The organism is Catellatospora paridis (assembly GCF_009720365.1).
GTDB lineage: Bacteria > Actinomycetota > Actinomycetes > Mycobacteriales > Micromonosporaceae > Catellatospora > Catellatospora paridis.
The window spans coordinates 179,435-202,666 of sequence record NZ_ML769319.1 but is presented as its reverse complement, the minus strand read 5'-3'; the positions used below and the strand labels follow the sequence as shown (position 1 = coordinate 202,666).

General features: G+C 71.0%; 20 protein-coding genes. 10 read left to right on the top strand and 10 right to left on the bottom strand.

Translation table 11 applies throughout. From position 1 onward, the window contains the following. Positions 1-14: 14 nt before the first annotated feature. The 4 genes from F9C41_RS22170 to F9C41_RS22155 form a co-directional block, all read right to left on the bottom strand. Complete coding sequence (locus F9C41_RS22170; protein ID WP_155388738.1) at positions 15-647, bottom strand: hypothetical protein; 633 nt, start codon at positions 645-647, stop codon at positions 15-17. A 93-nt stretch (positions 648-740) separates the two neighbouring features. Next, positions 741-1,625, bottom strand: coding sequence for a hypothetical protein (locus F9C41_RS22165; protein WP_155388737.1), 885 nt, complete (start codon positions 1,623-1,625; stop codon positions 741-743). A 54-nt stretch (positions 1,626-1,679) separates the two neighbouring features. After that, positions 1,680-4,259: an ATP-dependent chaperone ClpB gene (gene clpB / locus F9C41_RS22160; RefSeq protein ID WP_155388736.1), complete on the bottom strand. Its 2,580-nt coding sequence runs from the start codon at positions 4,257-4,259 to the stop codon at positions 1,680-1,682. 88 nt (positions 4,260-4,347) lie between these two features. After that, positions 4,348-5,487, bottom strand: coding sequence for a beta propeller repeat protein (locus F9C41_RS22155; RefSeq protein ID WP_155388735.1), 1,140 nt, complete (start codon positions 5,485-5,487; stop codon positions 4,348-4,350). Between the two features lie 268 nt (positions 5,488-5,755). Between F9C41_RS22155 and F9C41_RS22150 the strand changes: the two genes are divergently transcribed. Further along, the gene (locus F9C41_RS22150) at positions 5,756-6,187 is read left to right on the top strand and encodes a hypothetical protein (protein ID WP_155388734.1); all 432 of its coding nucleotides are present in this window, start codon (positions 5,756-5,758) and stop codon (positions 6,185-6,187) included. Positions 6,188-6,331: 144 nt separating this feature from the next. Here the strand turns inward: F9C41_RS22150 and F9C41_RS22145 are convergent, their stop codons facing one another. The 5 genes from F9C41_RS22145 to dnaK form a co-directional block, all read right to left on the bottom strand. After that, on the bottom strand, positions 6,332-6,547 hold the full coding sequence (locus tag F9C41_RS22145; protein WP_155388733.1) for an antitoxin: 216 nt from the start codon (positions 6,545-6,547) through the stop codon (positions 6,332-6,334). A 75-nt stretch (positions 6,548-6,622) separates the two neighbouring features. Then, a complete protein-coding gene (locus tag F9C41_RS22140) occupies positions 6,623-7,030 on the bottom strand; it encodes a heat shock protein transcriptional repressor HspR (RefSeq protein ID WP_155388732.1) in 408 nt (135 codons plus the stop codon). A gap of 6 nt (positions 7,031-7,036) precedes the next feature. Continuing rightward, complete coding sequence (gene dnaJ / locus F9C41_RS22135; protein ID WP_155388731.1) at positions 7,037-8,197, bottom strand: molecular chaperone DnaJ; 1,161 nt, start codon at positions 8,195-8,197, stop codon at positions 7,037-7,039. 77 nt (positions 8,198-8,274) lie between these two features. Beyond that, positions 8,275-9,102, bottom strand: coding sequence for a nucleotide exchange factor GrpE (gene grpE, locus F9C41_RS22130; RefSeq protein WP_230689862.1), 828 nt, complete (start codon positions 9,100-9,102; stop codon positions 8,275-8,277). After that, entirely contained in the window at positions 9,099-10,943 is a 1,845-nt protein-coding gene (dnaK, locus tag F9C41_RS22125) for a molecular chaperone DnaK (protein ID WP_155388730.1), read from the bottom strand. Before dnaK ends, grpE begins: the two co-directional genes overlap by 4 nt. A gap of 162 nt (positions 10,944-11,105) precedes the next feature. Here dnaK and F9C41_RS22120 point away from each other — a divergent pair, with 162 nt between their 5' ends. Both F9C41_RS22120 and F9C41_RS22115 read left to right on the top strand, forming a co-directional pair. Next, complete coding sequence (locus tag F9C41_RS22120; RefSeq protein ID WP_196279888.1) at positions 11,106-11,729, top strand: GTPase; 624 nt, start codon at positions 11,106-11,108, stop codon at positions 11,727-11,729. 78 nt (positions 11,730-11,807) lie between these two features. After that, positions 11,808-13,106 carry a P-loop NTPase family protein gene (locus tag F9C41_RS22115; protein ID WP_155388728.1) on the top strand — a complete coding sequence of 433 codons (1,299 nt, stop codon included), beginning with the start codon at positions 11,808-11,810 and terminating at the stop codon, positions 13,104-13,106. Positions 13,107-13,236: 130 nt separating this feature from the next. Here the strand turns inward: F9C41_RS22115 and F9C41_RS22110 are convergent, their stop codons facing one another. Beyond that, complete coding sequence (locus F9C41_RS22110; RefSeq protein ID WP_155388727.1) at positions 13,237-14,517, bottom strand: hypothetical protein; 1,281 nt, start codon at positions 14,515-14,517, stop codon at positions 13,237-13,239. A gap of 312 nt (positions 14,518-14,829) precedes the next feature. On the opposite strand from F9C41_RS22110, the gene pdhA reads away from it, so the two are divergent. The 7 genes from pdhA (at position 14,830) to F9C41_RS22075 (ending at position 23,212) form a co-directional block, all read left to right on the top strand. Continuing rightward, complete coding sequence (gene pdhA, locus F9C41_RS22105; RefSeq protein ID WP_155388726.1) at positions 14,830-15,972, top strand: pyruvate dehydrogenase (acetyl-transferring) E1 component subunit alpha; 1,143 nt, start codon at positions 14,830-14,832, stop codon at positions 15,970-15,972. Further along, the gene (locus F9C41_RS22100; protein WP_155388819.1) at positions 15,969-16,958 is read left to right on the top strand and encodes an alpha-ketoacid dehydrogenase subunit beta; all 990 of its coding nucleotides are present in this window, start codon (positions 15,969-15,971) and stop codon (positions 16,956-16,958) included. The genes pdhA and F9C41_RS22100 overlap by 4 nt, the downstream gene beginning before the upstream one ends. Positions 16,959-16,970: 12 nt before the next feature. After that, positions 16,971-18,374 carry a dihydrolipoamide acetyltransferase family protein gene (locus F9C41_RS22095; RefSeq protein ID WP_155388725.1) on the top strand — a complete coding sequence of 468 codons (1,404 nt, stop codon included), beginning with the start codon at positions 16,971-16,973 and terminating at the stop codon, positions 18,372-18,374. Positions 18,375-18,465: 91 nt separating this feature from the next. After that, entirely contained in the window at positions 18,466-18,966 is a 501-nt protein-coding gene (locus F9C41_RS22090; RefSeq protein WP_155388724.1) for a flavin reductase family protein, read from the top strand. A gap of 95 nt (positions 18,967-19,061) precedes the next feature. Further along, entirely contained in the window at positions 19,062-20,534 is a 1,473-nt protein-coding gene (locus F9C41_RS22085; protein ID WP_155388723.1) for an LCP family protein, read from the top strand. A gap of 123 nt (positions 20,535-20,657) precedes the next feature. Further along, positions 20,658-21,932 carry an LCP family protein gene (locus F9C41_RS22080; RefSeq protein WP_230689861.1) on the top strand — a complete coding sequence of 425 codons (1,275 nt, stop codon included), beginning with the start codon at positions 20,658-20,660 and terminating at the stop codon, positions 21,930-21,932. Beyond that, complete coding sequence (locus F9C41_RS22075; protein WP_155388722.1) at positions 21,929-23,212, top strand: LCP family protein; 1,284 nt, start codon at positions 21,929-21,931, stop codon at positions 23,210-23,212. The genes F9C41_RS22080 and F9C41_RS22075 overlap by 4 nt, the downstream gene beginning before the upstream one ends. The last annotated feature ends 20 nt before the right edge of the window (positions 23,213-23,232 follow it).

Here is a 23,232-nt window from a genome sequence, read left to right as displayed (position 1 = left end):
CGCGATGTGGCAGGTCAGACGGTCGGGTACGCCGGCGGCGTCCACTCGGGCGCCGGCTTGCGGAAGTACGCGTTCGACGGCGGCAGCGCCAGCATGATGATCACGGCCAGCATCGACAGCAGCAGCACCACGCTCAGCAGCGTGCTCACGGTGGTGGACCAGGCCGGCATGGCGTCGGCGAGCCGTTCGGTCACCTCCGCCTGGTCGATGCCGCCGGTGTTGGACGTGCCGAAGCTGCTGCCGACCGACTGGAAGGCCAGGCCGAACCCGACGCAGCACAGGCCGATGCCGGCCAGCACCCAGGTGGTGATCCGGGCCCACTGCTTGCCGCGGCCCACGAACAGGCCGAGCACGACGAAGAGCACGGCGAGCAGCACGTAGACGGCGGCTCCGGCGTAGGAGCCGATCGCCGCGGCGGCGGCGCTGGTCTCCGCGAGGTTGGCGTCCATGCCCGCCTCACGGTAGATGTCCTCGATGAGGCCCTCGGGCATCGACGCGAACGTGTACACGGAGATCGCCGAACTGAGCACCAGCACGGCCGAGATGACATAGAGCAGCAGGGCGGACACGGAGACCGTGCTCGGACGCGGGCTGGAGCCCGGCGCGGCGGGGACGAGGTAACCGCTCGGAGGTGGCGTGTACGACATGCAGCACACCGTAATCGCCGACCGCCACGAGCGCCTGCGACCTCAGATCGATCGCCGCTCACCCCTCAGGAGGAGATCCCCTGCCCGCCCGGCTCAGGAGCCGGCCGCCGGCTGCCCGGGATCCGCGGCCGGCGTCGCTGCGGGCGGCGTCGCTTCCGGCGGTGCCGCCTGCACGGCACCGGGGTGCGGCGGGTACGGCTCGACCGGCTGGTACGGCTGGCCCGGGTACAGGTACTGCTGGCCCGGGTGCAGGTGCACCGGGTACCCGGGGTACGGGTGGCCCGGATACGGGTGGCCCGGGTACATCCCTCGGGGCGGCGCGGGACGCCGGGAGTACCAGCGGTTCGACGGCGGCACCAGCAGCAGCACGAAGGTCGCCAGCAGCAGCGCCGCCAGCAACGGCAGCAGCAGCCCGGGGGCGACGTCGGTCCAGTGCGGCTGCTCGCCGGACAGTTCGTACAGCTTGTCGATGAACGGGTCGCCGCTGCCGAGATCCGCGAACGGATCCGTGCCGTCCGTCATCGGATCCGCCGGGTCCATCGGGAGGAGGAAAAGCGGCGCCAGGAGGAGCAAGGAGAACAGGCCCAGGCAGCTCAGCGCGACGCCGCCGAACGCGATCAGGCCGGCGCCCACCAGCGACATGATCCGGCCGACGTTGGCACCGCGCCACAGGGGCACCAGGGTCGCGCCGAACCACGCCGTCATCAGTCCCAGCACCACGGTCATCACGATCGTCGCGACCAGGTCGGCGTCGCGCTCCGCGGCGACCACGGCCGGGGCAGTGCCGGGAGCGAGCCGCGCCGCCTCGTCGATCAGCTCCGTCATGTGCAGGTGGGCGAGCCAGGCGAGGCCGATCAGAAGCCCGCAGAGCAGCACAGCGGCACCCTGCAGCCACACGGCGACGGTGGCGGTGGCGGGACGGGGACCGCGATCCGCCGCCTGGTCAGGCAACGCGTACGGGGCGACGAGGGTGGTCATGGCCCGGCACTGTACCGGCTCGCGACCACTCGCGCCGCCCCGCAAATCCCCTGGTCAGGCCAGCTTGAGCGCGTCTCCGTCGCGATCGATGATCACCGTGTCGCCGTCGCGGATCTCCCCGGCGAGCAGCGCCTTGGCCAGCTTGTCGCCGATGGCCGACTGCACCAGCCGCCGCAGCGGGCGGGCGCCGTACACCGGGTCGTAGCCGTGGCTCGCCAGCCACTTGCGGGCCACCTCGGAGACCTCCAGGGTGAGCCGGCGGTCGGCCAGCCGCCGCCGCAGCCGGCCCAGCTGGATGTCGACGATGTGGGTCAGCTCGTCCTGGGTGAGGGCGTGGAACACCACGATGTCGTCGAGCCGGTTCAGGAACTCCGGCTTGAAGTGCGAGCGCACCATCGCCATCACCGCGTCGGCGCGCTGCTGCTCGTTCAGCGCCGGGTCGGTGAGCGCGTGCGAGCCCAGGTTCGAGGTGAGGATCAGGATCGCGTTGCGGAAGTCCACCGTGCGGCCCTGGCCGTCGGTGAGCCGGCCGTCGTCGAGCACCTGCAGCAGCACGTCGAACACGTCCGGGTGGGCCTTCTCCACCTCGTCGAGCAGCACCACCGAGTAGGGGCGGCGGCGCACCGCCTCGGTGAGCTGGCCGCCCTCCTCGTAGCCGACGTAGCCGGGCGGGGCGCCGACCAGCCGGGCCACCGAGTGCTTCTCGGCGTACTCGCTCATGTCGATGCGGACCATGGCGCGCTCGTCGTCGAAGAGGAACTCGGCCAGGGCCTTGCCCAGTTCGGTCTTGCCGACGCCGGTCGGGCCGAGGAACAGGAAGGAGCCGGTGGGCCGGTCCGGGTCGGCGACACCGGTGCGCGCCCGGCGCACCGCGTCGGAGACCGCGCCGACGGCTTCCACCTGGCCGATCACGCGCGAGCCGAGCGACTGCTCCATCCGCAGCAGCTTCTCGGTCTCGCCCTCCATCAGGCGGCCGGCGGGGATGCCGGTCCAGGCGGCGACGACCTCGGCGATGTCGTTGGCGCCGACCTCCTCCTTGAGCATCGCGCCGTTGGTCTGCAGCGCGGCCAGCTCGGCCTCGGCCCGGGCCTGCTCGCGCTCCAGCGCCGGGATGCGCCCGTAGCGCAGTTCCGAGGCCCGGCCGAGATCCAGGTCGCGCTCGGCCCGGTCGGCCTGGTTGCGCAGCTCCTCCAGCTGCTCCTTGGCCGCCGAGATGGCCTGGATGTGCTGCTTCTCGTTGCGCCAGCGATCGGACAGCGCGGCCATGTGCTCGCGCTTGTCGGCGAGTTCGGCGCGCAGCTTGCTCAGCCGCTCGGCGGAGGCCGGGTCGGGCTCCTTGGCCAGCGCCATCTCCTCGATCTCCAGGCGGCGCACCTGGCGCTCGATCTCGTCGACCTCGGTGGGACGGGAGTCGATCTCCATACGCAGCCGGGAGGCGGCCTCGTCCACCAGGTCGATCGCCTTGTCCGGCAGGAAGCGGTCGGCGATGTAGCGGTCGGACAGCCCGGCCGCGGCGACCAGCGCGCCGTCGGTGATGCGCACGCCGTGGTGCACCTCGTAGCGTTCCTTGAGGCCGCGCAGGATGCCGATGGTGTCCTCGACGGTGGGCTCGCCGACCACCACCGGCTGGAAGCGGCGCTCCAGCGCCGGGTCCTTCTCGATGTTGTCGCGGTATTCGTCCAACGTGGTCGCGCCGACCATGCGCAGCTCGCCGCGGGCCAGCATGGGCTTGAGCATGTTGCCCGCGTCCATCGAGCCCTCGCCCTTGCCCGCGCCGACGACCGTGTGCAGCTCGTCCAGGAAGGTGATGACCTGGCCGTCGCTGCCCTTGATCTCCTCCAGCACGCTCTTGAGCCGCTCCTCGAACTGGCCGCGGTACTGCGCACCGGCGACCATCGCGCCCAGGTCGAGGCTGACCAGCTTCTTGTCCCGCAACGACTCCGGCACGTCACCGGCCACGATGCGCTGGGCCAGGCCCTCGACGATCGCCGTCTTGCCGACGCCGGGCTCTCCGATCAGGACCGGATTGTTCTTGGTACGCCGGGAGAGCACCTGGATCACGCGGCGGATCTCGGCGTCGCGGCCGATCACCGGGTCGACCTTGCCGTCGCGCGCCCGCGCGGTCAGGTCCACGCCGTACTTCTCCAGCGCCTGGTACTGCTGCTCGGGGTCGGGGCTGGTGACCCGGCGGTCCCCGCCGCGGATCTGCGGGAACGCGGCGACCAGGGCCTCCTCGGTCGCGCCGGCCTGCTTGAGGGCTTTGCCGACCGCGCCGCCGACCCGGGCGAGGCCGGCCAGCAGGTGCTCGGTGGAGACGTACTCGTCGCCGATCGGGCGGGCGATCTGCTCGGCGGCGTTGATCGCGTTGACCAGTTCCCGGGAGAGGCTCGGCTCGGCCACGCTCGACCCTCGTGCCGTGGGCAGCTGCTCGACCGCGCGCGCGGCGGCCCGGCGTACGTCGGCGGGGTTCGCGCCGACGGCGCGCAGCAGCCCGGCGGCGGTGGACCCGCCGGTGTCGAGCAGGGTCAGCAGCAGGTGCCACGTCTCGACCGTGGCGTGGCCCCGCTGCTGCGCCGTCGCGGCCGCTTCCGTGATGACCTCGCGGCTCTTCGTGGTCAGACGCTGAGTGTCCATACGCTCCCTCGACTGATGGTCTCCGAACCGAAGTTGAGCCTACTGCACTCAACTTATCCGGGCCAGTCTGGCGGGATCCGCCGGCGGGCTAGCGCAGTGTGACCTTCACCCAACCGCGCTGCCAGCCGTGGCCGGTGCCCAGATAGAACTCGCCCGGCGAGTCCTGACGGGCGAACAGCGTCCCGTCGGCCAGCTCGCTGACCCAGTCCAGACGCGGCGTGCCGGGAATCTCGACGTAGCGGTCGGCGAGGTAACCGACGGCGTCCGGCCCCGCGACGGCCAGCATCCCGTCGCCGGCCGGGGCCACGGTGTACATCTGGTTCGGCCGCTCCCGCAGACCCTCGATCGGGCGGGCCCGCCAGGCACCGTCGATCAGCTGCCAGATCAGCGGCAGCCCGGTGGCCTTGAGCACCGAACCGCGCAGCAGCGAGGTGCCACCGCCGGCGGACATCATGTCCTGCTCGCCGACGAGCCAGACGTCGCCGGTGGGGGAGACCCGCACGGACAGCATCCACAGTTTGCGGCCGGGCTGCTCCGGCACGGCCAGCCGCTGCCAGGTGCGCCCGCCGTCGACGCTGCGGGCGGTCTCCTTCGCCGGCTCGAACCTGGTCAGCCAGATCGCGCCGTCAGGTGTGGCCACTGCGCCCGCACCCTGGTAACCGTCGGGCAGCGGCACCGGCTCACCCGTCTGCCAGTCGCGCAGCACCGGCTCGTTCGCGGCGAAGTCCACGCCGTAGCGGACGCCGGTGGCGGCGTGGTAGTCGGCCGGGACCGTGCGGCTGAAGGTGAAGGTCAGGCCGCCGTCGCGGGAGAGGTGGTAACCGTCGGCCGCCTCACCCCAGATCATCATCTGCCGCGGGCCGACCACGTACAGCTGGATGCTCTTGTCCTCGGCCAGCGGCATCGGTCGGGCCTGCCAGGTGGCTCCGGCGTCCGCGGTCGCGAACAGGCGGCCCCGGCAGGGCCCGCTGCCACCGCAGTCGGTGAAGACGGCGTAGCCGTGGCGGGCGTCGGCGAACTCGACGAACGGCTGGTAGTCCGGTGGCACGCCGACGTCGGCCGTGCGCTCGGTCACCGCGGCCCGTGCGGGCGGGGACCCGGTCGCGCCGGGGACCGCCGCGGGCGGCGAGGAGGAGGGCGCCTCGCCGCGCGGGGTGCAGGCCGCGATCAGCGCGAGCCCGAGCGCCAGGACGAGCAGCGGCCGTACCCGGCCCGCGAATCGATTCACGCTGGTGGAAGTCATACCGGGTCGAGCCCTGAGCCGGCGCGTCGGTTCCCGTGGACGGGGGATCGCGGCCGTCGATGGCCTGCCGTCACCCTCCCCTGACGCCCAGCGGCCGTGCGGGGTTGGTCGCAATGCGTAACAGGTTGATGAAAGTCCTTGCCTTGACCTTCCCTTGACCTGGGAGAGCACGCTAGCGTGTCGCGGCAGCAGCGCCGCTGACTTTGGCCGCGTCTTCCACAAATCCCGCGTCATCACAGCGGAGGAGATAACGATGAGCGCTCCCCCGGCGGTGTTCCGAGGATTCGCCAACCCGGTCGACCCCACCCCCCACGAGTTGCGCACCTGGGCCTACGCGCCGGACTCCGTGCCGCTCACCGCCATGCCGCCGGACTGGGACCTGCTCGTCTCCGGTGACCGGCTCATCGGGACCCTGTTCGACCTGGCGATGGACACCAGTTGCCCGGCCCGCCGCTTCACCATGCACTGCCTCTACATCTACGCCGCCGACGCGATCCGCACCGGCTTCAAGGCCCACCCTCGGCGCAAGCTGCGCAAGATGGTCGAGGAGGCCGAGGAGGAGGGCGACGAGCAGATGGCGATCTGGGCCCACAACACCCGCGTGCTGCTGGCCCGACCGCAACTCTTCGACTACCACGACTGGTGCGAGGGCGGCCTGGTCCGTCACTCGCGCAGGTTGCAGTAACATTCGCCGATGGCTCTGCGGCCTTGATCGGCGTCATGCTCCGCGTTCGCTCCGCATGACGCCGAGCGGCCGGCAACCGCCATCGGCTTGCGCACACACGGCTCCCCGCGGCACCTGACCGCGGGGAGCCGTGGCGCGATACGACTATTTCTTGTCCATCTTGTCGATCGCGTCTTTAGCCATGTCCTGGGCCTTGTCGACGTGACCGGCGTACTTGCCGCCGGTCTTGCTGTCGACCGCGTCGCCGGCCTGGTCGACGGTCTTCTTGGCCTTGTCCTGCATCTGCTTGGCCTTGTCCGAGGCCTGGTCCGCCTTGTCGTCGATGCCCAGGGCGTCCTTGGCCTTGTCCAACATGCCCATTTCATCCCCCTCTGGGATTGTCCGACAATTCGGACTGATCCCATATCGAGGATACCGGCAGGCGACCTTACGGGCTCAGCCTTCGGCCGAACGCGGCCGCCACACCACCAGCGCCGTCGACGTGCGCGTGCTCGGCAACAGATCGGTGCGCGGGAACGCGGAGATGGTCTCCAGCTGCGCCAGCCGCCGCTCGGCGTACGCCAGCTGCTGCTGAGCCTGCTCCAGCCGCTCGCGCAACTCCAGCACCAGGCGCTCGAGGTCGATGATCCGCTTGACGCCGGCCAGGCTGACGCCCTCCTCCTGGCTCAGCCGCTGGATCTCGCGCAGCAGCTCCACGTCGCGCAGGCTGTAGCGGCGCCCGCCGCCCGCGGAGCGGCCCGGCTCCACCAGACCCATCCGGTCGTACTGCCGCAACGTCTGCGGGTGCATGCCGGCAAGCTGCGCGGCCACCGAGATGAGCAGCACCTTCGCCTGTTCATCCACTGTGGATCACCTCCGTTCCAGGTGGTCCCGCCGCACCGGCGGGGCCAGCTCGGTGAAGCGCGCCAACGCCTCCCGGGCTTCCTCGGAGAGCTGCTGCGGCACCACTATCTCCACGGTAACCAGCAGATCCCCGCTGTGGCCATCACGTTTGGGCACACCCTTGCCCCGCACCCGCAGCAGTTGTCTGCTGGCCGTGCCGGCGGGCACCTTGACCTTCATCATGCCGTCCAAAGTGGGCACCCGGACCTCGGCGCCGAGCACCGCCTCGGCGTACGTGACCGGCACCGTGACGGTGAGGTCGTCGCCGTTGCGGCCGAACATCGCGTCCGGGCGCACGATCGCGCGGATGTAGAGGTCACCGGGGGCGCCACCGCGCTCGCCCGGCTCGCCGCGCCCGGCCAGCCGGATGCGCTGCCCGTCGGAGACGCCCGCCGGGATGCGTACGGTCAGCGTGCGGGTCTTGGTCACCCCGCCGGTGCCGTGGCACTCCGGGCACTTGGAGTCGACGACCGTGCCCACGCCCTGGCAGTCGCGGCAGGCCTCGGAGAAGCCGAACGCGCCCTGGTTGCGGTTGACCACGCCGGTGCCCTGGCAGTGCGGGCAGGCCCGCGGGCGGGTGCCCGGCTTGGCCCCGTCGCCGTGGCAGGTGTCGCACACGCCCAGCGTGCGCAGCGTCAGCGGCTGGGTGGTGCCCTGCACCGCGTCGGCGAAGTCCAGGAAGATCTCGGCCTCGACGTCGCGGCCGCGGGCCGGGCGGGCCGGAGCCCCCGTGCCGGCCCCGCCGGAGAAGATCGAGCCGAACAGGTCGGAGAAGCTCGCGCCACCGAACCGCTGGTCCGGGCCCTGGCGTCCACCGCCCTGGCCGAACAGGTCGTTCACGTCGAAGTGCTGGCCGCCCGCGCCGCGGGCGCTGCGCCGGAACGCGCCGGCCTCGAACAGCGAGCGCATCTCGTCGTACTCGCGCCGCCGGTTCTCGTCCGACAGCACGTCGTACGCCTCGGACACCGCCTTGAACCGCTCCTCCGCGGCGGCGTTGCCGGGGTTGTGGTCAGGATGCAGCTCGCGAGCGAGCCTGCGGTACGCCTTCTTGATCTCGCTGGACGTGGCGTCCTTGGCCACTCCGAGCACGGCGTAGAAGTCCTTCTCCAGCCAGTCTTTCGAGCTCATCCGTCCCCCTCCCCCTGTCGTGATCGAAGCTCCCTCCCCGCCCGGAATCGGACGGGAAGAGAGCCCCGGTCATGTTGTCATTCCGGTGCGGCTACGGCCACCATCGCGGGGCGCAGCAGGCGCTCGCCCAGCAGGTAGCCGCGGCGCATCACGTCGATGCACGTCGGCTCGGTGACGTCGGCGGACGGCAGGTGCGCCACCGCCTCGTGCCGGTTCGGGTCGAAGGCGTCGCCCTTCTCGCCGAACGCGGTCAGGCCGAACTTCGCCACCACCGCGGCGATCTGCTCGGCCACCGCGCCGAACGGCCCGCTCAGGTCGCCGTGCTCGCGCGCCCGGTCGAGGTCGTCCAGCACCGGCAGCAGCGCCGACAGCACCTGGCCGGTGGCGAGCTCGGCGGAGACCGTGCGGTCGCGCTCCACCCGCTTGCGGTAGTTGGCGTACTCGGCGGTCACCCGCTGCAGGTCCGCGGTGCGCTCCTCGAGCGCGGACCGCAGCTGCGCGAGCTCCGCGCCCAGCGCCGCGGGGGCCGCCTCGGCCGCGGGCGCGGCCGTCGCGGTGACCGGCTCGGCCTCCACGACCTCGCCCTCCACCGCCTCGGCGGCGTCCGGCTCGGCCTCGGCAGCCGCCTCGGGCTGCGGGGCGGCCGGCACCTCGACGGTGTCCTGCTCCCCGACAGTCTGGTCGGTGACATCCGGGGTCGGGTTCTGCGCGTTGCTCTCCGGGGCGGGGGTCTCCTGCCCCGGAGTGGGCTGTTCGGTGCCGGCCGCCGGGGCGGCCGGCGTCGCCGGCTGCTCGGACATGGTCGCTCCGCTCGGGCTGATCTTGCGCTTGTTCTTGATCACGATGCGCTCGCCGGCGGGAGGCTGCTCCTCCGCCGGCGAGGCACCCTGTGCTGCTCCGGTCACTTCTTGCCCTCGTCGTCGATGATCTCCGCATCCACGACGTCGTCATCGGCGCGACCACCGGCCGCCGAGTCCTGCTGGTGGCCCGCACCGGCCGCGGCCTGGCTGTCGGCCTGGCCGTACAGGGCGGAGCCGGCCGCCTGGGAGACCTGGGCGAGCTTCTCGTGCGCCGACTTGATCTTCTCCAGGTCGGTGCCCGCGAGCGCACTGCGCAGCTCGCTCAGCGCGTCGTTGATGTTCTCCTTGGCGTCGGCGGGCAGCTTGTCGCCGCTCTCGGCCAGGAACTTCTCGGTCTGCCACTGCAGCGCCTCGGCCACGTTGCGGGTCTCGGCCTCCTCGCGGCGGCGGCGGTCCTCGTCGGCGTGCTCCTCGGCGTCGCGGCGCATGCGCTCGATGTCGTCCTTCGGCAGCGACGAGCCGCCGGTGATCGTCATCGACTGCTCCTTGCCGGTGCCGAGGTCCTTCGCCGAGACGTGCACGATGCCGTTGGCGTCGATGTCGAAGGTGACCTCGATCTTCGGCACACCGCGCGGGGCCGGCGCGATGCCGGTCAGCTCGAAGGTGCCGAGCTTCTTGTTGTACGCCGCCATCTCGCGCTCGCCCTGGAAGACCTGGATGAGCACGGAGGGCTGGTTGTCGTCCGCGGTGGTGTAGACCTCGGAGCGCTTGGTCGGGATGGTGGTGTTGCGCTCCACCAGGCGGTGCATGATGCCGCCCTTGGTCTCGATGCCGAGGCTCAGCGGGGTCACGTCGAGCAGGAGGACGTCCTTGACCTCACCCTTGAGCACACCGGCCTGCAGCGCGGCGCCGACGGCGACGACCTCGTCCGGGTTGACGCCCTTGTTGGGCTCCTTGCCGGTGAGCTGCTTGACCAGGTCGGTCACGGCGGGCATACGGGTGGAGCCGCCGACCAGGATGACGTGCTCGACGTCGGACAGCTTCACGCCCGCGTCCTTGATCGCCTGCTCGAACGGCGCCTTGCAGCGGTCCAGCAGGTCCTGGGTCATGCGCTGGAACTCGGCCCGGGTGAGCGTGACGTCCAGGTGCAGCGGGCCCTCGGCGCCGGCCGTGATGTACGGCAGGTTGATGCCGGTGGTGTTGGCCGCCGACAGCTCGATCTTGGCCTTCTCCGCGGCCTCCTTGAGGCGCTGCATGGCCATCTTGTCCGCGCCCAGGTCCACGCCGTACTGGCCGCGGAAGGTCTTCACCAGGTGCTCGATGATGCGCTCGTCCCAGTCGTCGCCGCCGAGGTGGTTGTCGCCGGAGGTCGACTTGACCTCGACGACGCCCTCGGCCAGCTCCAGCAGCGAGACGTCGAACGTGCCGCCGCCGAGGTCGAAGACCAGGACGGTCTGCTCCTTGGAGCCCTTGTCCAGCCCGTACGCCAGCGCGGCGGCGGTGGGCTCGTTGACGATGCGCAGCACGTTGAAGCCGGCGATCTCACCGGCCTCCTTCGTCGCGGTGCGCTGCGCGTCGTTGAAGTACGCCGGGACGGTGATCACGACGTCGGTCACGGTCTCCCCGAGGTAGGCCTCGGCGTCGCGCTTGAGCTTCTGCAGCACCCGCGCGGAGATCTCCTGCGGCGTGTACTTCTTGCCGTCGATGTCGACGGTCCAGTTGGTGCCGACCTCGCGCTTCACGGACCGGATGGTCCGGTCGGGGTTCGTCACCGCCTGGCGCTTGGCCACCTCACCGACGAGCACCTCACCGTTCTTGGCGAACGCCACGATCGAGGGCGTCGTGCGGGAGCCCTCGGCGTTCGCGATGACGGTGGGTTCGCCACCCTCGAGCACGGCCATACAGGAGTTGGTCGTACCCAGGTCGATGCCGACCGCACGTGCCATTTTCGTGTTCCTCCAAGATCAAGGTTGCCGCAGATTCAAGTTGAGTCCGGACGGCTCAATACTGACATGAGACCGGGAAGTGTCAAGCGGAAGGTTGAGTCGGTCACACTCAAGTTTGACGGTGTCCTAGTGAGTTGTCCCATTTCCGCTTACGCTTCCCCTGTGTATGACCAACGAGTAACCGAGGAGGGCGCGGCGCGGACCGGCCCTCTGCTCGTGGTGGTCGGCGGGCCGACCGGCGCGGGCAAGTCCACGCTGGTGAACAGCCTGGTCCGGTCACCCGTGAGCACCACCGGCATCCTTCGCCCCACCACCCGCAAGCCCACCCTCGTCTGCCACCCGCGCAGCGTGGCCGCGACCCACGTGGCCGGCCTGCTCCCGATCGCCGCCCCCGCACTGCCCTCGCACGTCGCCGTCGTCGACGCGCCGGACCTCAACGCGATCGACCAGACGAACCGCTCAGTCACCGAGGCCGTGTTCGAACAGGCCGACCTCTGGATCTTCGTGACCACCGCGAGCCGCTACGCTGACGCCGAGGCGTGGCGGCACCTGAGGGCCGCGCAGCAGCGCCGGGTCGACCTGGCGGTGATCCTCAACCGGCTGCCCACCGAGGCGGCGGACGAGATCCTGCCGCACCTGACCCAGCTGCTCGGCGAACCGGTGCCACTGTTCGTGGTGGCCGAATCGGCGCTCGACCGGCAGGGCATGCTCTCGGACCGAGTGGTCACCCCGATCTGGGAGTTCCTCGACAAGACCGCGAGTGCGAAACTTGCCGAGTCAAGATGACACCGGACGGCCGCTCCCGCGGGCGACGAGGGTTCAGGTCGGCACGGCGTCGGCTGAGGAGAGCGTGAGGAGGGACCAGTGACCCACTCCACCCCCGGCAGTGAGTCCGTCACCACCAAGCTCGACATGGTCCAGCAGTTCGTCGACCTGGCGGGCGAGCACCTCGCCGGCGAGCCGGCGCTGGAGAACGCGCGGACGGTGGTGGAACGCTCCGCCGACCGGCTGCGGCTGGCCCGCGGATTCACCACCATCGCGCTGGCCGGCACCACGGGCAGCGGCAAGTCCAGCATGTTCAACGCGTTCACCACGATCGACCGGTCGCCCGCGGGCATCCTGCGCCCGACCACCTCCGAGCCGTACGCCTGCGTCTGGGGCAGCCTCACCTTCGCCGACGAGCTGCTGGACTGGCTCGGCGTCTCCTCGCGCCGCCGGTTCACCCGGGAGTCGGCGCTGGACGCCAACGACGAGGTCGGCCTGCGCGGCATGATCCTGCTCGACCTGCCCGACGTCGACTCCGTCGAGCCGCGCCATCGCGCCGAGGTCGACCGGCTGCTGCACCTCGTCGACGTGGTGATCTGGATCTGCGACCCGCAGAAGTACGGCGACCAGCTCGTCCACGAGGGCTACCTGCGCCAGCTCGCCAGCTCGCGGGACGGCCTGATCGTGGCGCTCAACCAGACCGACCGGCTGCAGCCCGCACAGCTGCCCAAGGTCGGCGCGGACCTGCGCCAGTTGCTCGACGAGGGCGGCCTGGCGAAGGTCCCGCTGGTGCCGACGTCGGCCACCGGCGAGGTGCCGGCCCTGCCGCCGGCCAAGCGCGGCCCGATCAAGCCGAAGCCCGGCCCGTTCATCGCCGAGCGCTCCCCGCGCGGCCACTCCGGCGTCTCCGCGCTGCGCGCAGTGCTCGAACCGGTCATCCTGCGCGGCACGCTGGCCGAGGAGTCCGTCGACCGCGACCTCACCGCGAGCATCGCCGACCTGTCCAAGCTGACCGGCGGCCCGGCCAGCCCGCCGTCGATCAACCCGCTGGTCCGCGGGCTGTCCTCGGCCGGCACCGACCCCGCCCGCATCGAGCAGACCATCCAGGCGTACGCCGGCAGCGCTGCGGTCGGCCTGCCCGGCCCCTGGGCGCACGCGGTCGCCAAGGCCGCCCGGTCCCGCCTGCACGAGCTGCCCGCCGCCCTGGGCCAGGCCGTCGCGTTCGCCGACGCCCAGCGACCCCGGCGGATGTGGCTGCCCGGCGGCAAGAAGCGCGCCGATCAGAAAACCGAGATCGTCCTGCGCGCCGAGATCGACAAGGTCGCCCTCCGGTACGTCGTCGAGCCGGTCCGCCGCGCCCTCGCCGCCTACGAACGCTCCCGCACCACCCTGAGCTGACCTGGCCGCGATGATCGCTGTCTCGTGTCGAAACCCGAGGTCTGACCTCACGAATCGACACGAGACAGCGATCATCGCCGTTCACGGAACGGGTCCTCGCGGCGGGCAGGCCTTCAGGACGGGGCGGTGGTCAGCGGTCGCGGCGACGAGTGTCGTGGTGGCGCCCCTCGGCCTTTGCCCGGTGCGTCTTGAGCTTGGCGTGGTGCGTCTTGAGCTTGGCGCGGTGCGCGCCGCCGTGCTGCGCCTTCGCCTTGTGCTCGTGGTGACGCCTGCTCGCGCCGTCACCCCCACGTGTCGGGGTCCGGTGCACTTCCGCCTGCCGCACGGCCGGGCGCCGCACTTCCGGTCGGCGCACTTCCGGTCGGCGCACCGCCGCACGATGGCCGTCCTTCACATGTGCGGGCCGGTGGTGGGCGTCGGCGGCGTTCGGTGCGCTGCGGTCGGTCGGCCTGGCCGCGTTTCGCAGCACGTGCCGGGCTGACGACACCGAGTCGGCGGAAGCCCGCGACTTCAGCGGGCTGCGCCGGGTGGGCAGGCCCGAGGCTGCCGAAGCCCGCCAGGTCGGTCGACCCTGCCGGGCCGTGGCCCCCAGATCGGGGCCGGACGGGCGACGGGCCGCCGGCCTCGCCGGCCGTGGGGGCAGGGCCTGTACCGACCCCGGACGCCCGCCGGCCGCGGGCCGCGCGCACGGGTCGTCGCCGGGGCGCGGCCCGTGATGGCCGCCGGGACGCCCCGGCCAGCCGGGCCAACCGTGTCCGCCCGGTCGATCGGGCCCATCAGGAGTCCACGGTCCACCGCGGAAGGAAGGTCCGCTCGGGAACGAAGGTCCGCCGGGGAAGGGCGGGCTGCCGGGCGTGGCCGGGCCGCCGGGTGAGGACGGGCCGCCGGGTGAGGACGGGCCGCCGGCGGGCGGGGCAGGGCGCGGCGGGGCCGGGGTGCCGGTGCCGGGACGCCAGATCGGGCGGATGGGCAGGGTCACCGGCTGGCGGCGGCGTTCGAGTACGGGTTCGGCGTGGTTGTCGGGCCGATCGTCGCCCTCGCTGTTCTTCCCGGCGGGTCCGCCGGGTTGGGCCAGTCCGGGGTCGGCCTGCGGGGCGGGGCGGAGCGGGCGCTCGGGCAACCGGAACGGCGCCTGGGCGAAGTGGTCGCCGGGCACCACGAAGGGCTCGACCGGGCCGGCCAGGCGGGCACCGAAGTCGGGGTCGACGCCTTCGACGCCGGCCCGCAGCACGATCCAGCTGGGTATGGCGGTGATCCCGACCAGCAGCGTGACCAGGAGTCCGTATCGGCGGGACGGGGATCGGCGGGAGGGCGGGGCGGGGCGGGCCCGGAACGCGGCCGGCACCGCGGGGGGCGGTGGCGGCGGTGGCGGGGATCCGAACAGGTCTTCCAGGAAATTGTCGTCGGGCATCGAAGTGCTCCTAGGGCACGGGGGAATTCGCCCAGAATGCCCCAACCACTGCCATGATCCGGGTATTTGGGGTATACGTGGACCCAGGTTTTTCCGCCGACGGTTGCCAATATCACCTGCCCGGCCTGTGACTACCGCCACCGATACGGCAGTATGGGGGCCAGGCGGCAGCGTGGCCGTGGTCACCGCGTACTCCGGTCCACTACTGCCGCAGCCAGGCGTCTTCTGCCCCCACGAGGGACACGACGTGGCGCCACCGATGCGCGGCAGACACACCCCGTCGCCGACGCACCACTGACAGGGAGAACACGGATGACCAAGGTCGAGCGCGCGGCAGCCCGCCGCGGAGGCAAGCGCTCGGGACCCCCCGAGCCGGAGTTCGTACAGCTCCTCACCCCTGAGGGCGAGCGAGTCTCACACCCCGACTACTCCGTCGACTTCACCGATGACGAGCTGCGCGGCCTGTACCGCGACCTGGTCACGGTGCGCAAGCTCGACGCCGAGGCGACCGCCCTGCAGCGGCAGGGTGAGCTGGGCATCTGGGCCAGCCTGCTGGGCCAGGAGGCGGCGCAGGTCGGCTCCGGCCGGGCGCTGCGCCAGCAGGACATGGCCTTCCCGACGTATCGGGAGCACGGCGTCCTGTACTGCCGCAACATCGACCCGATCATGCCGCTGGGCCTGTTCCGCGGCGTGGACCAGGGCGGCTGGGACCCGGTGGCACACCGGTTCAACATGTACACGATCGTCATCGGCGCGCAGACGCTGCACGCGACCGGCTATGCCATGGGCATCGTCAAGGACGGCAAGGTCGGCGACGACGACGAGACCAGCGAGGCCGTCATCGCCTACTTCGGCGACGGCGCGACCAGCCAGGGCGACGTCAACGAGGCGTTCATCTTCGGCAGCGTGTACAACGCGCCGATCGTGTTCTTCTGCCAGAACAACCAGTACGCGATCTCCGAGCCGCTGGAGCGCCAGACCCGCATCCCGCTGTACCAGCGCGCGGCCGGCTTCGGCTTCCCCGGCATCCGGGTCGACGGCAACGACGTGCTGGCGACGTACGCGGTGACCCGCGCGGCGCTGGACAACGCGCGGCACGGCCAGGGCCCGACCCTGATCGAGGCGTACACGTACCGGATGGGCGCGCACACCACCTCCGACGACCCGACGCGCTACCGCGTGGCCAGCGAGGTCGAGGCGTGGCAGGCCAAGGACCCGGTCGTGCGCATGCGCAAGCTGCTGGAGAAGCAGGGCATCGCCGACGAGGCGTTCTTCGCCGCGGTCGACGAGCAGGCCAGGGTCGAGGCGGTGGCGCTGCGCGAGCGGGTCCTGTCGATGCCCGACCCGGACCCGGCGACCATGTTCGACCACGTCTACCCCAACGGCTCGCCGCTGATCGACAAGCAGCGCGCCGAGTTCGAGACCTACCACGCCTCGTTCGAGGGGAGCCACTGATCATGGAGACGCTTACCCTCGGCAAGTCGCTCAACCTGGGCCTGCGCCGCGCCATGGAGGACGACAGCAAGGTCCTCATCATGGGCGAGGACGTCGGCAAGCTCGGCGGCGTCTTCCGCATCACCGACGGCCTGCAGAAGGACTTCGGCGACGAGCGCGTCATCGACACCCCGCTGGCCGAGGCCGGCATCGTCGGCACCGCGATCGGCCTGGCGCTGCGCGGCTACCGCCCGGTCGTCGAGATCCAGTTCGACGGCTTCGTGTACCCGGCGTACGACCAGATCGTGTGTCAGGTGGCGAAGTTCCACTACCGGTCCCGGGGCAAGGTCAGCCTGCCCATGGTCATCCGGATCCCGTTCGGCGGCGGCATCGGCGCGGTCGAGCACCACTCGGAGTCGCCCGAGGCGTACTTCTCGCACACGGCCGGTCTCAAGGTCGTGGCGTGCAGCAACCCGTCCGACGCGTACTGGATGATCCAGCAGGCCATCGCCAGCGACGACCCGATCATCTTCTTCGAGCCGAAGCGCCGCTACTGGGAGAAGGGCGAGGTCGACACGGCCGCGCCGCTTTCCTCCGCGTACCCGCTGCACAGCTCGCGGGTGCTGCGCTCCGGCGGCGACGCGACGCTGCTGGCGTACGGCCCGATGGTGCGCACCTGCCTGGACGCCGCGACCGCGGCGGCCGAGGACGGCCGCAACCTGGAGGTCATCGACCTGCGCTCGCTGTCCCCGCTGGACATGGCCCCGGTGTTCGAGTCGGTCCGCAAGACCGGCCGGGCCGTGGTCGTGCACGAGGCTCCGGGCAACATCGGCCTGGGCGCCGAGGTCGCCGCGCGGATCTCCGAGGAGTGCTTCTACTCCCTGGAGGCTCCCGTGCTGCGGGTCACCGGCTACGACATCCCCTACCCGGCCTCCCGGGTGGAGGAGGAGTTCCTGCCCGACCTGGACCGCGTGCTCGAGGCCGTCGACCGTTCCTTCGGGTTCTGAGGGGGCTGACCTATGGCGATCAACCAGTTTCCCCTGCCCGACCTCGGTGAAGGACTGACCGAGGGCGAGATCCTCAAGTGGCTCGTCGCCGAGGGCGACGTCATCGAGCTGAACCAGCCCATCGTCGAGGTGGAGACCGCCAAGGCGGCGGTCGAGATCCCGGCGAAGTGGGCCGGCACCGTCGTCAAGATCTACGTGCCCGAGGGCACCGTGGTCGAGGTCGGCTCCCCGATCATCTCGATCGACACCGGCGGCCCGTCCGCGCCGGTCGCCGACGACATGTCCCAGGGCGCCGCCGCGCAGGCCGAGAAGGCCGCGGAGGCGACCGGTGGCCTGATCGGCGAGACTACGGCGTCCGGCCGCACCGCGGTGCTGGTGGGCTACGGCCCGCGGGTCACCGCCGCCAAGCGCCGCGCCCGCAAGGACGCGCCCGCCGCACCGGCCCCGGTGGCCGCCGCTCCGGTGGCCGCACCGGCCCCCGCGCCGGTCGCGCCCGCTCCGGCGGCTGTCGTCGCTCCGGCGGCTCCGGCCGCCAACGGGCACGGCGTGCTGGCCAAGCCGCCGGTCCGGATGCTGGCCCGCACCCTCGGCGTGGACCTGTCCACGCTGACCGGCACCGGCCCGCAGGGCTCGATCACCCGGGACGACGTGCAGGCGGCACTGGCGGCCCCGGCCGCGGCGCCGAGCACGCGGGTGGTCATGGCGCCGGGCGCGCGCGAGACCCGCGTCCCCATCAAGGGGGTACGCAAGCTCACCGCGGCCAACATGGTCGCCTCGGCCTTCACGGCTCCGCACGTCACCGAGTTCCTGACGGTCGACATGACGCGGTCGATGAAGGCGCTGGAGCGGCTCAAGGCCGACCGCGAGTGGCGGGACGTGCGCGTCTCGCCGCTGCTGCTGGTCGCCAAGGCTGTGCTGCTCGCGGCCAAGCGCCACCCGATGGTCAACTCGTCGTGGGACGAGGCGGCGCAGGAGATCGTGGTCAAGGACTACGTGAACCTGGGCATCGCCGCGGCCACCGAGCGCGGCCTGATCGTGCCGAACATCGCCGATGCGGGACGGCTGTCCCTGCGGGAGCTGGCCGACGCGATGACCGACCTGGTGGCGACGGCGAAGTCGGGCAAGACGCCGCCGTCGGCGATGTCCGGCGGCACGTTCACGATCACCAACGTGGGCGTGTTCGGCGTGGACACCGGCACCCCGATCCTGCCCCCGGGCGAGGCCGCGATCCTGGCCTTCGGCGCCGTACGGGAGACCCCGTGGGCGCACAAGGGCAAGGTCAAGCTGCGCCAGGTGACCACGCTGGGTCTGTCGTTCGACCACCGCATCATCGACGGCGAGCTGGGCTCGAAGTTCCTCCGGGACATCGGCGCCTTCCTCGCCGACCCCGAGGCGATGTTCCTCGCCTGGACCTGACCTCTGATGGGACGATCTCGCGGGGACCGCGCACACGGCACACCCGTGCCGGAACCGGTCCGCGCGAGATCGTCCTGAGGAGCCGAGCGTCATGATCCATGACACTGATCCGTTCGCGACCCCGGAGTCGGCGCGCAGCAACGTGCGCCGGCTGCGGGGTCGTTTCGGTATGACGGTGTGCCTGTGGACCGCGCCGGGGCCGGCCGGGCTGACGGTGTCGTCGACGCTGGTGGCCGACGGCGACCCGGGACGGCTGCTGGGCATCGTCGACGACGAGTCGGAGCTGTGGCCGGCGATCGAGCGGGCGGGCGTGTTCGCGGTGACGCCGCTGGGGGAGCCGCACCGGCAGCTGGCAGACCGGTTCGCCGGGCTGATGCCCGCCCCGGGCGGGCTGTTCAAGCAGGAGGCCTGGACGCAGACGCCGTACGGGCCGATCCCGGCGGGCACGGGGACCTGGGCCGGCTGCCGGCTCGACGGCTCCCGGCCGTTCGGCTGGGGCCTGCTGGTCGAGGCGAGCCTGGTGGAGATCACGCTCGGTGACGCCGTGCCGCCGCTGCTGCACCACCGTGGCAGGTACACGACACTGTCGTGATCGAGTCGGATCGCGGGGCAACCGGCCTGTGACCTGCCGCGCCACGATCATCGCGTATCAGGGGGTTGTCGCAGACGCCTCGTAGGCTGGTTCTCATGTCCCAGCAGACGCCTGACGAACCCGAGGCCACCCCCCAGGCTGGGGACGCCGGGGTCGAGGACGTGTCCTCGACGCCAGAGGCCAAGCCCGCACAGCGCCCGACCGGCCGGGCGTCGGTCGGCCGTGCCTCGGTGACGCCGCCTCCGGGCGGCTTCGCCAACCTCCCCACCGGCCCGTATCCGTCGGTCGGCGGGTCGGCGGGCGACAAGAGCACGCCGTCCGCGCGCGTCTACGGCCGTGCCGCCTCCGGCGGCTCGTCGGATGACAAGGCGGCAGACGACAAGGCGGCGGGCCGCGGTTCGGCCGCACGGGCCACGAGCGGGCGGGCCGCGGTGCCGACCGGACCGTCGGGCTCGGCGCGGCCGTCGTCCGCCTCGTCGCGCGGGCGCGGCGCGAGTTCGGCGCGGGTGCCGGTGGCCGGCGCCGGCAACACGTACGGCGCCGCCAAGAAGAAGATCCAGCCCAAGTGGGGCCGGATCGCGCTGGTGGCCGTGATCGCGCTGGCGCTGTGCGGCGGGCTCGGCCTCGGCGGCGCGTGGCTCTACGCCAAGAGCGTCGAGGGCGACCTCACCCGCACCGACCCGTTCTCGGCGCTCACCGGCGGCCGGCCGCCCAAGACGGTCAACGGCAGCCAGAACATCCTGCTGGTGGGCAGCGACTCGCGGGACCCGGACGCGCCCACCGACCAGGGCGGCCAGTGGCGCACCGACACCATGATCATCATGCACATCCCGTCCTCCCAGGACCGGGCCTACCTCATCTCGCTGCCGCGGGACCTGCACGTCTACATCCCGAAGGACGCCTCCGCGACCGACTGCGGCACCCGCAAGGCGAAGCTGAACGCCGCGTACGCCTTCGGCGGCATGCCGCTGCTGGTGAAGACGGTCGAGTGCTACGCGTCGGTGCGGATGGACCACGTGATGCTGATCGACTTCGGCGGCTTCACCGAGGTGGTCGACGCGATCGGCGGCGTGGACATGAAGATCGAGAAGACCATCACCTCGATCCACAAGCCCAAGCGCACCTTCACCAAGGGCACCATGCACCTCAACGGCGCGGAGGCGCTGGACTACGCACGCCAGCGCAAGCAGTTCCCGGACGGCGACTTCGCCCGCATGCGCCACCAGCAGCAGCTGCTCAAGGCACTGCTGGACAAGGCCGCCAGCGGCGGCATCCTGACCAGCCCGGGCAAGCTCAACGACTTTCTCGGGGCGGTCACCAGCGCGGTCACGGTCGATCAGGAGTTCAAGCTGATCGACATGGCGATCCAGTTCCGCGGCATCCGCAGCGACGACCTGATCTTCCTGACCAGCCCGCACAAGGGCAGCCAGATGGTCGGCGGGGAGAGCGTGGTCGTCTCGGACAAGGAGAAGGCCATCGCCCTCTACGAGGCGGTCGGCAGGGACGCCATGAAGCAGTGGTACGAGACCAACGTGAGCCCGCCGCCGTCACCATCTGTCAATAACTAGCAATGAAAATTGCTCGCAAATCGGCCTAAACCCATCTGATTTGTTCTATGCGTCCTCGCGATGTCGCAGACCGAGCCATTACAGTGGCTCGGTCTACGACTAACCAGACCCCTGGGGGGACGCGTGGCGAACAAGCAGCGGCGAGGCGGTGCGAACAACACCGTGCCGGGCCAGCGAAGCCGCCGACAGTCCGCGGACCCCTATACGGACGCCTACGACGAACCCGCCGGCCGCAAGACCGGGCACTCCCTGAGCAAGGGCAAGGCCAAGGGCAGGAAGAAGGCGAAGCGCACCGCCCCGCTCTGGGCGAAGCTGACGCTGACCTTCGGCGCCCTGCTGATGATGGTGGCCGGCGGCGCGATCGTGGGCATCAGGTCCTTCGAGGGCAACCTGACGGAGAACGTCTCGGTGGTCGACGTCCTGGGCGACGCCGGCAAGGCCGACACCGGCCCGGAGGGCAACGACCTCAAGGGCCCGATCGACATGCTGCTGCTCGGCATCGACACGCGTGCCACCCAGGACGTGGACGACGCCCGCGCGGACACCGTCCTGCTGCTGCACATCCCGGGCACGCACGACCAGGCCTACCTGATGTCGATCCCGCGCGACACCCAGGTCGAGATCCCGAGCAACCCGGCGACCAAGTACGGCGGCGGCAGGGACAAGATCAACGCAGCCTTCTACTTCGGTGCGCAGAACGGTGGCGGCCGGGCCGGCGGGCTGGCCCTGACCGCGAAGACGGTCACCAAGCTGACCGGCGTCACCTTCGACGGCGCGGCCGTCATCGACTTCGGCGGCTTCAAGAAGATCATCGACGCCCTGGGCACGGTGAACGTCTGCGTCGAGGAAGACACCAAGTCCAGCCACTACTTCATGATCGACGGCAAGCCGAAGTACGTCTCCGGCTCGGGCAGCGACAACAAGACGGTGGAGCACCGACTCGGCCTGATCGGCAAGGAGTACGTGCACAAGAAGGGCTGCCGGGAGAAGCCGGGCTGGGAGGCCCTGGACTACTCGCGCATCCGCAAGTCCCTCGACGACGGCGACTACGGCCGCCAGCGCCACCAGCAGCAGCTGATCAAGGCGATGGCGAAGAAGGCCGGTTCGAGCGGCGTGCTCACCGACCTCGACAAGATCAACAGCCTGATGAAGGCCGTCGGCGAGTCCATGATCCTGGACACGCACGGGGTGCCGCTGATCGACTTCATGTTCTCGCTGAAGGATCTGGCCGGCGCCGACCTCGTGCTGCTGAAGACGAATGCGGGTTGGTACAACAGCGCGGGAAGCGGCGGTGAGGCGATCAGCTCCAGCACGATGCAGATGTTCCGGGCCGCCAAGAACGACACCCTGGGGCAGTTCACGCTGCTCAACCCCGAGTTTGTGAACAGGGAGAAGTGACCGCGCTCCGCAACGGCGACCGACCCGACGCACCGGACCTGGAAAACCACGTGGCCACCTCGACGCTCGACACCGACGAGCAGCCCGGCACGATTCCGCAGCAGCGCCCCGAGCATGGCGACGACGCGGACCAGCCCGCTGCCGAGACCCGCGAACGCGAGAAGCGGCGCGGCGCCCCGCTGTCGGCCAAGCTGGCGATCACGTTCGGCGCGCTGCTGATGATGGTCTCCGGAACGGCGATCATCGGGGTCAGGTCGGTCGTCGGCAACCTCGAGGGCAGCATCCAGGTGTCCCGCAGCGACGACCTCGTGGACCCGGAGGCCTCGGCGAAGCCCGCCGCGCCGGCGGGCAAGGCGTTCGTCGGCGCCTTCAACATCCTGCTGCTGGGCATCGACACGCGCGCCGGCCAGGAGGCGACGAACGCCCGCTCCGACACCATCCTGATCCTGCACGTGTCGCAGAACCACGACCAGGCATACCTGATGTCGGTCCCGCGCGACGCGGACGTGCCCGGCACCCAGCAGCGCATCAACGGCGCGTTCACGAACGGGCTGGGCGGCGACGGCGACTGGCAGGGCGGGCTGAGGTCGGCGGCCAAGGCCATCAGCAAGCTGACCGGCGGCATGACGTTCGAGGCGGCCGCGGTCATCGACTTCGGCGGCTTCAAGACGTTCATCGACGCGCTCGGCACGGTGCCCATGTGCGTGGAGGCGCCTACCGAGTCGATCCACCACTTCGTGGTCAAGGGCAAGCCGACGTACATCGGCGGTATCGCGGACGAAGGCGCGGCGGACAGCTACGCCCGCCGGAGCGGCAACCCGCGGTTCCTGCACCAGCCGGGCTGCTCGGAGATGGCGGGCTGGCAGGCCCTGGACTACGCCCGCCAGCGTTACCTGCCGGACGACTCCGGTGACTACGGCCGCCAGCGCCACCAGCAGCAGCTGATCAAGGCGATGGCGAAGAAGGCCGGTTCCGTCGGCGTGCTGAGCGACTTCGGCAAGGTCAACGAGCTGATCTCCGCGGTGGGCAAGTCCATGCTGCTCAGCCTGCCCCAGGGGATGGGCGTCACGGACTTCCTGTTCACCATGAAGGACCTGGCGGGCACCGACCTCGTGCTGCTCAAGACCAACGCGGGCACCTACGAGAGCGTCATGGTCAACGGCCAGTACCAGGGCGAGGGCCTCGACAAGACGACCAAGGACATGTTCCGCGCCGCGAAGAATGACAAACTGGGCAACTTCGTATTTCTGCATCCTGAGGTCGTCAATAACGAGAAGTAATTTCGGATTCAACGCCTACT

Coding starts and splice junctions, on each gene's coding strand:
- pdhA (WP_155388726.1), top strand. CDS start 14,830: ATGACCAAGGTCGAGCGCGCGGCAGCCCGCCGCGGAGGCAAGCGCTCG.
- dnaJ (WP_155388731.1), bottom strand. CDS start 8,197: ATGAGCTCGAAAGACTGGCTGGAGAAGGACTTCTACGCCGTGCTCGGA.
- dnaK (WP_155388730.1), bottom strand. CDS start 10,943: ATGGCACGTGCGGTCGGCATCGACCTGGGTACGACCAACTCCTGTATG.
- F9C41_RS22095 (WP_155388725.1), top strand. CDS start 16,971: ATGGCGATCAACCAGTTTCCCCTGCCCGACCTCGGTGAAGGACTGACC.
- F9C41_RS22145 (WP_155388733.1), bottom strand. CDS start 6,547: ATGGGCATGTTGGACAAGGCCAAGGACGCCCTGGGCATCGACGACAAG.
- F9C41_RS22085 (WP_155388723.1), top strand. CDS start 19,062: ATGTCCCAGCAGACGCCTGACGAACCCGAGGCCACCCCCCAGGCTGGG.
- F9C41_RS22090 (WP_155388724.1), top strand. CDS start 18,466: ATGATCCATGACACTGATCCGTTCGCGACCCCGGAGTCGGCGCGCAGC.
- F9C41_RS22165 (WP_155388737.1), bottom strand. CDS start 1,625: ATGACCACCCTCGTCGCCCCGTACGCGTTGCCTGACCAGGCGGCGGAT.
- clpB (WP_155388736.1), bottom strand. CDS start 4,259: ATGGACACTCAGCGTCTGACCACGAAGAGCCGCGAGGTCATCACGGAA.
- F9C41_RS22150 (WP_155388734.1), top strand. CDS start 5,756: ATGAGCGCTCCCCCGGCGGTGTTCCGAGGATTCGCCAACCCGGTCGAC.
- F9C41_RS22170 (WP_155388738.1), bottom strand. CDS start 647: ATGTCGTACACGCCACCTCCGAGCGGTTACCTCGTCCCCGCCGCGCCG.
- F9C41_RS22110 (WP_155388727.1), bottom strand. CDS start 14,517: ATGCCCGACGACAATTTCCTGGAAGACCTGTTCGGATCCCCGCCACCG.